This window comes from Roseateles sp. P5_B10 (assembly GCF_056400485.1).
On the sequence record NZ_JBFULE010000213.1, the window covers coordinates 1 to 7,456 of the forward strand.

Here is a 7,456-nt window from a genome sequence, read left to right on the forward strand (position 1 = left end):
GCTATGGCGAGCATTTGCAACGCCGCAGACCGCCCAAAGCAGGGATGCGCTGCGCGCGAGGGACTTGTTCAGCGCTTCCCTAACTGCCTCCGCCGCCTCCGCAGCCCGAGCCGCCGCAGCTGCTACCGCCACCGCCGTCACAGCTGGCACCACCGCCATCGCTRCTGCCACAGTCGCTGCTGCCGCCATCGCTGAAGCTGTAGCCCCAGCTGAAGCCGCCATCGCCGCTGCCGCTGTCATCACGGCGGCGCTGCATCGCCTGGGCCTCTGAGGCACTGAGCAGCCCCAGGCCCGCCAAGCCGGCAGCACCGACAGCGGCATGAGCCGTCGAGCTGCCGCTGAACTGACCAAAGCCGTCGATCTGGCGGTGCACCAGCACACCGCGCTCATGACCATAGGCCCAGCCGGTGGGCAGGCGCATCAGGCCGTCGAGCGCGAACAGGAAGGGCAGCCGCTGCGCGATCGGGCTGCGCCCTTCGCTGCGGCAGGCGCCGGCCCAGGCGCGGGCAAGGCATTCATCCAGAGGCGCGCCCAATGCCTCGGCTTCGCGATGTTCGACATACTGGCCGAAGTAGCGTTGCTGCCAGGCAGCCAGCCCGCCAGCATCCGTTTGCAGCCAGACATGCCACACCGAATCCGCCGCCCTGCTGGGCAAGGCGCAGGGGCCCTGAGCCTGCTGCAGCCGGCAGGCCTCGAAGAACTGGGCCAGGCCTGTGGAGCAGCGCAGCCAGGCCGCCTCATCGACGGCAAGGCCAGGGAAGTCATTGGGGGCTTGCCGCATCCATGCAGCGCGGACCTCGGGCGGGATCTGCTCGGCCGCCAGCGTGGCCGGCGGGCACTGGCGGCGCAGCGCCTGGCGGAATCGGGCCTCGCGTCGCCGGCCGACCCAGGTGCCCAGACGATGTGCGAGGCTGAACTTTGTTGTTGTCGTTGTGTTGTTCATGGCCACGAGTGTTTGACATGAATATGACACGACCGTGACGACCGGGCAAACACTCACAACGCCATAAAAAAGGCCCGCCGAAGCGGGCCACAAAAGTCAGGAGTTGAAGCCGACTGATTTAACCGTGCTTGGCGTCGAAGAACTGCTCGTCTTCCGTCGAGCCCTTCAGGGCGGCCGTCGAGGCGTTGGCCTCGATGGTCGTCGTGACGGCGTCGAAGTAGCCGGTGCCGACTTCGCGCTGGTGCTTGACAGCGGTGAAGCCCTTCTCGGCGGCGGCGAATTCCTTCTCTTGAAGCTCGACGAAAGCGCTCATCTGGTGACGGGCGTAGCCATGGGCCAGTTCGAACATCGAGTAGTTCAGGCTATGGAAGCCGGCCAGCGTGATGAACTGGAACTTGTACCCCAGGGCACCCAGTTCGCGCTGGAACTTGGCGATGGTCGCGTCGTCCAGGTTCTTCTTCCAGTTGAAGCTCGGCGAGCAGTTGTAGGCCAGCAGCTTGCCAGGGAACTTGGCATGGATGGCGTCGGCGAAGGCCTTGGCGAAGGCCAGGTCGGGCTTGCCGGTCTCGCACCAGATCAGGTCGGCATAGGGCGCGTACGCCAGGCCGCGGCTGATGGCCTGGTCCAGGCCGTTGCGGGTACGGTAGAAGCCTTCGACGGTGCGCTCGCCGGTGCAGAACGGCTTGTCGTTGTCGTCGATGTCGGCGGTGACGAGGTCGCCGGCTTCGGCGTCGGTACGGGCGACCAGCAGCGTGGGCGTGCCCATGACGTCGGCAGCCAGGCGGGCGGCGACGAGCTTGGCCACGGCTTCACGGGTTGGCACGAGCACCTTGCCGCCCATGTGGCCGCACTTCTTGGCGCTGGCCAGTTGGTCTTCGAAATGGACGCCGGCGGCGCCGGCTTCGATCATGGCCTTCATCAGCTCGAAGGCGTTCAGCACGCCGCCAAAGCCTGCTTCGGCGTCGGCCACGATGGGGGCGAAGAAGTCGATGTCGTCCTTGCCTTCGCTCCACTGGATCTGGTCGGCGCGCTGGAAGGTGGCGTTGATCTTCTTGACGACCTTGGGCACCGAGTCCACCGAATACAGCGACTGGTCGGGATACATCTCGCCATTGCTGTTGGCGTCACCGGCGACCTGCCAGCCGGACAGGTAGATGGCCTTCAGGCCGGCCTTGACCTGCTGCATGGCCTGGTTGCCGGTCAGGGCGCCCAGGGCATTGACGAAAGGCTCGGTGTTCACCAAGCCCCAGAGCTTCTCGGCTCCGCGCTTGGCCAGCGTGTGTTCGATCTCGACGGAGCCGCGCAGGCGCACGACGTCGGCGGCGCTGTAGCCGCGGGTGATGCCCTTCCAACGGGGGTTCTCGGCCCAGTCTTTTTCCAGGGCGGCGATCTGTTGGTCACGGGTGAGGCGGGTCATGAAAAGCTCCTTGCTGAACATCGAAAACCGATGGTGCAAGACTAGGCCTTGGACCTGGCCTTGTGAAGCCGCTAGTCTTATATAAGACGAAAAACTTTGTCATTTAAAAACAATGACTTATGTTTTATTTTTCAAATCAAGAAATGCCATTCACCATAATGAGAAATATTGCGGCAGCGCACCATGGTCGCTTTTCACGATTTGAAAAGTGACTTTCGAATCGTGAGAACGCACCACTTCAGAATGCGTCCAACCATGACCCACTCAGGCTGCGTGCCATGACCCTTCTAGTCACCCCTCGGCTGCGCCTTGAGCCGCTGAACGACAGCCATTTCGAGGCCCTGTACCGCCTGAACAGCGACCCCGTCGTCATGCGCTACATCACCGGCCGGCCTGACACGCCGGAAGACACGCAGTCCATGATCGACCGCGTGAAGGCCCGCTGGGCCGAGTTCGGCTATTCCTGGTGGGGTTTCATCCGCCAGGACAACGGCGACCTGATCGGCACCGGCTGCATCCAGCACCTGAACCGTGATCCGGCGGGGCCGCTGGAGACCGGCTGGCGGCTGCGCCAGGATGCCTGGGGCGTGGGCTATGCCAGCGAAGCAGCCCGCCACATGGTCGGCTGGGCGTTCAAGACGCTCAAGCCGGAGTTGATCTGCGCCGTCTGCCAGCCCGAGAACACGCCCTCCTCCACCGTCATGGAGCGCCTGGGCATGACCTTCACCGGCAACGGCCGCTGGTATGACATGGATTGCAGGCGCTACGACATCACCGCGGCGCAATGGGCGGCCAGCCCAGCTAAAACACGCTACGACGCTGAGGCATAGTTCGGTTTCTCGCAATCACTCTGCACGGAGGACCTATGGCCAACACCGAACAACGCGGCAACAAGATGACGAAGAAACCCAAGAAGGACACGGGCCCCGGCAAGGCGGCGGGCTCGGATCGCCCGGTGCCACCGATGACGGCCGTGCTGCCCAAGGGCAAGGAAGCCAAGCTCAAGAACAAGTAAGGCCGGCCGCTGGCCGGCCAGCGGCTACAAACCGCCGACGAAGTAGCGCTTCAGGCCGGCCAGCACCATCTCGACGGCGATGGCCGTCAACACCAGGCCCATCAGCTTCTCGATGGCCGAGACCACCGAGTCGCCCAGCAGCTTGCGGATGCGGTCCGCCAGCACGAGCACCAGGCCCGAGACCAGCAGGGCCGCGCTGAGCGCACCAATCCACTCGTAAATGCGGTCAGGCTGGCGGGACGCCAGCAGCAACACCGTGGCCATGGCCGATGGCCCAGCCAGCAGCGGCACGGCCAGCGGAAAGATCAGCGGCTCCTTGCCGGGCTCCAGGCCATAGGCCGATTCGCCCGAGCTGCCGAAGATCATGCGGATGGCGATGATCACCAGAATCACGCCGCCAGCCACCTCGAGCGAGCGCTCCGACAGGTGCATCACGCGCAGGAAGCCCTCGCCCAGGAACATGAAGGCAAACAGCACGCAGAAGGCGATGCCCACCTCGCGCAACGCCACCCGCGTGCGGCGCTCCTTGGGCACCGCACGCATGATGGGAATGAACACGGGCAGGCTGCCGAGCGGGTCGAGCACCAGCAGCAACAGGATCAGGGCGGAGAGGAAGCTGTGGTCCATCCGCCCGGATTGTCAGCGAGCGACTCAGAAGCGGTAGTAGGCCCGCGCGTAGTAGGACGCGCCATTCAGGCCGAACTGCACGCTGTCGTAGTAGAAGCCGTTGTCGGTCTCGAACGGGTCCTGGCGCGACGGCTTCACGTTGAAGACGTTGTTGCCACCGATGCTGAGCTTCAGCGCCGGCGTGGCCTGCCAGGTGGCGCCCAGGTCCATCGAGGTCTTGGGCTTGTAGTTCAGCGTCATGCCTTCGGTGAAAGCGCCCTGCGTCTGCTTGCCGAAGTGGATGATCTTGGCCTCACCCGTCCAGGCGCCCTGGGCGTACTCGAAGCCCAGCGTGCCCTTGGCCCGCGGGCCGGCCTCCTCGATGAAGAGGCGCTCGCGCGTCGACAGCAGCACATCCTCGTACCCCTTCAGCGCTGCCGGCGCGTGGATGGCCGTCACCGTCGTGCGGCTGATGTTCAGCGCCAGGAAAGTGCTGAGTTGACCCGCGCCCAGCTTCATGCGGTTGGACGCCGTCAGGTCCAGGCCGCGGGTGCGCGTGTTGATGGAGTTGACGAAGAAGGCCGTCTGCTCGACACCCTGGCTGTTCAACAGCGGTGCCAGCGGCGGGTAGTTGCTGGCCGTGAAGCGGCCGGACAGCACGATGCGGTCTCGGATGTTGATCTGGTAGAGGTCTACAGTGAGCGCGGTGTCGGCGCTCGGCTTGACGGTGAGACCGAGCGTGAAGTTCTTGGACTTCTCCTGCTTCAGCGGTGGCACACCCGCGGCCAGCGGGATGGCGCTGCCGTTCGGAGCCAGCTTCACCTGCACGGGCTCGCCGCTGATGAAGTCGGTGAAGGTAGACGAGAAGTAGAGCTGCTGCAGACTGGGGGCGCGGAAGCCCGTGCTGGCCGCGCCGCGCAGCAGCACTTCCTTGCCGAGCTTGTAGCTGGCCGCCAGCTTGGCGGTGGTCTCGGAGCCGAAGTCGCTGTAGTGCTCGGCACGGATGGCTGCGTCCACTGTCAGGCTGGGCGTGAAGCTGGCTTCCCAATCGGCATACAGCGCCTGGCTGTTGCGGCTGCGGTTGGTCATGTCGACCGGCTGAAAGCCCGGGAAGCCCTGGCTGCCGGCGATGCCGCCGAAGTTCAGGCCGTCGGCGTCCTGGTACGAGCCCAGTTCGCCAGCGACGATGTCGTACTTCTCTTTGCGGTACTCGGCGCCGAAGGCGATGTTGCTGCCCCCGAGCAGGTCTGGGAAGAAGCGGCTGACGTCAAAGTTGGTCGTCGCCTGGCTGAAGCCGAAGCCGCCGGCGTCGAAGCTGGACGGGCTGATGCCCTTGCCGCCGGCCAGCAGATCCTTGTTGGCGATGGATGCGTTCAGCGTGTTGCTGATGTTGTAGCGCATCTTGTTGGAGCCATAGGTCTGCGACAGGTCGGTGTCCCAGCCGGCGAAGGTCGACTTCCAGCCGACGCTGACATACCGGTCCTCGATCTTGCCGTTGATGAAGGGCACGAAGCCGTCAGGGTACATCGCGGCGGAGTTGCGCGACGGCACGTCGCTTGAGCCGACGCCGCCGCGCGCCCAGGCGCCGGACGACGCATCGCGGTTCTGCGCACCGGCGGTGACGTAGAGCTTGTTCTCGGCCGCCAGCGGGAACTCGCCGTTCAGATAGACCGTCTTGTTCGTGACCGCGGTGTCGCCAATGGTGCGGGGGCCGACGTTCTCGTCGTTGGGGTCGTTGCGGTTGGAACGGCCACGGTCCTGCCATTCGCCGGTGATGCCCAGCGAGCCGTCGCCGAGCTTGATGCCGCAGTAGGCAGAGGCGAGGTAGTTCTTGCCGTCGCCCGCCGAGTACTGGCCATAGCCCGCCACGGCCTCGCAGCCGGCCTTCTTCTTCAGCTGGATGTTGACGACGCCGGCAATGGCGTCAGAGCCGTACTGGGCCGCCGCGCCGTCACGCAGCACCTGCACGTTGTCGATGGCCAGCAGCGGCAAGGCATTCATGTCCGTGCCCGTCGCGCCGCGGTTGCGCGCGCCGAACAAGTTGACCAGCGCCACGGTGTGGCGGCGCTTGCCGTTGACGAGCACCAGGGTCTGGTCCGAGCCCAGGCCACGCAGGGCCGCCGAGTCGATCAGGTCGGCACCGTCAGCGCCGGTCTGGCGCGTCGAGTTGAAGGACGGCGACAGGTATTGCAGCGTCTGCGCCAGATCGAATTGACCCCCGCCCTCGGTGATCTTGCTCATCGAATAGATGTCGACAGGCACCAGCGTGTCGGTGCTGGACGCGGCGGGCAGGCTCTTGCGGGAGCCGATGACTGTCACGCGCTCGAGGTTGCTGGCTTCCTGGGCCAGGGCTGAGGCGGTGGCAAAGAGGGTGATGGCGGCAAGCGCGGTTGGCAGCAGGCGGGTGGCGTGCATGGAAGGACTCCGTGATCGATTTGTGATGGCGGCGGAGTTTGCCCCTCGTAACAGGCCCGTGAAGGTGGGTGTTGTGGCCCGCCGACAGGTTTGAAACCAACGAAACGAACGAAGCTTCGGTGCAACCCGAGGGCGGGAAAACGAGAGGCCGCCGCGCTCAGCCCCGCGGATGGTGCTCGGCGTGCAAGGCTTTGAGGCGCTCCCGCGCCACATGGGTGTAGATCTGCGTCGTCGACAGGTCGGCATGCCCCAGAAGCAACTGCACGGCACGCAGATCCGCACCATGATTGAGCAGATGCGTGGCAAAGGCGTGGCGCAGCGTGTGCGGCGACAGCGGCACGGTGATGCCGGCCGCCAGCGCGTGTCGCTTGATCAGGGTCCAGAACATCTGCCGCGTCATGCCGGCGCCGCGGGCGGTCACGAAGAGGTCGTCGCTGCTCTGGCCGGCCAGGATCTCGGCGCGGGCCTCGCGCAGATAGCGCGTCATCCAGTCCCTTGCGTGCTCGCCAAAGGGCACGAGGCGGGCCTTGCTGCCCTTGCCCGTGACGTGCAGCACCGCATCCTTGAAGGCGACATGGGCGCTCTTGAGCGTGACGAGTTCGCTCACGCGCAGGCCGCTGGCATACATCAGCTCCAGCATCGCGCGGTCGCGCAGGCCCAGCGGCGTGTCGACGTCCGGCGCATCCAGCAGCGCGCTGACCTGGGCCTCGCTGAGCAGCTTGGGTACGCGCAGCGGCTGCTTGGCCGTCGTCAGCTTGAGCGTCGGGTCGGCCTGGACGCGGCCCTCGCGCAGCGCCCAGCGGAAATAGCGCTTGAAGACCGACAGCCGCCGGTTCGCGCTGGTGGCTTTGCCGGCCGGCTTGGCGGCCGCGTACTCGAACAGTTTGAGCTCGGTGCAAGCGTCCAGCGAGGCGGGCGCCAGCCAGGCCGCCAGCGCACTCAAGTCGCGCCGGTAGGCCGCCTGCGTGTTGGCGCTCAGGCCGTCTTCCAGCCAGAGCGCTTCGATGAAGGCCTCTATCGCCGGATCAGCGAACTTAGCACCCATGTAGCTCAGTGAGTT

At 65.5% G+C, this 7,456-nt stretch carries 7 protein-coding genes; 2 read left to right on the forward strand and 5 right to left on the reverse strand.

The features are described 5' to 3' along the window. Positions 1 to 79: 79 nt before the first annotated feature. Together AC1DU6_RS14600 and aceA are read right to left on the reverse strand one after the other, a co-directional pair. Complete coding sequence (locus tag AC1DU6_RS14600) at positions 80 to 943, reverse strand: hypothetical protein (RefSeq protein ID WP_477857925.1); 864 nt, start codon at positions 941 to 943, stop codon at positions 80 to 82. Positions 944 to 1,061: 118 nt separating this feature from the next. Then, the gene (gene aceA, locus AC1DU6_RS14605) at positions 1,062 to 2,360 is read right to left on the reverse strand and encodes an isocitrate lyase (protein WP_477857927.1); all 1,299 of its coding nucleotides are present in this window, start codon (positions 2,358 to 2,360) and stop codon (positions 1,062 to 1,064) included. A 278-nt stretch (positions 2,361 to 2,638) separates the two neighbouring features. On the opposite strand from aceA, the gene AC1DU6_RS14610 reads away from it, so the two are divergent. Both AC1DU6_RS14610 and AC1DU6_RS14615 read left to right on the forward strand, forming a co-directional pair. After that, entirely contained in the window at positions 2,639 to 3,190 is a 552-nt protein-coding gene (locus AC1DU6_RS14610; RefSeq protein ID WP_056201626.1) for a GNAT family N-acetyltransferase, read from the forward strand. 35 nt (positions 3,191 to 3,225) lie between these two features. Continuing rightward, positions 3,226 to 3,375: a hypothetical protein gene (locus tag AC1DU6_RS14615; protein ID WP_200946909.1), complete on the forward strand. Its 150-nt coding sequence runs from the start codon at positions 3,226 to 3,228 to the stop codon at positions 3,373 to 3,375. Positions 3,376 to 3,399: 24 nt separating this feature from the next. On the opposite strand, the gene AC1DU6_RS14620 is transcribed toward AC1DU6_RS14615, so the two are convergent. From AC1DU6_RS14620 to xerD, 3 genes are all read right to left on the reverse strand, one after another. After that, complete coding sequence (locus tag AC1DU6_RS14620) at positions 3,400 to 4,002, reverse strand: MarC family protein (protein WP_056201623.1); 603 nt, start codon at positions 4,000 to 4,002, stop codon at positions 3,400 to 3,402. Between the two features lie 24 nt (positions 4,003 to 4,026). Further along, on the reverse strand, positions 4,027 to 6,396 hold the full coding sequence (locus AC1DU6_RS14625; RefSeq protein WP_477857930.1) for a TonB-dependent receptor plug domain-containing protein: 2,370 nt from the start codon (positions 6,394 to 6,396) through the stop codon (positions 4,027 to 4,029). 157 nt (positions 6,397 to 6,553) lie between these two features. Then, positions 6,554 to 7,441: a site-specific tyrosine recombinase XerD gene (xerD, locus tag AC1DU6_RS14630; protein ID WP_477857932.1), complete on the reverse strand. Its 888-nt coding sequence runs from the start codon at positions 7,439 to 7,441 to the stop codon at positions 6,554 to 6,556. Positions 7,442 to 7,456 lie beyond the last annotated feature (15 nt).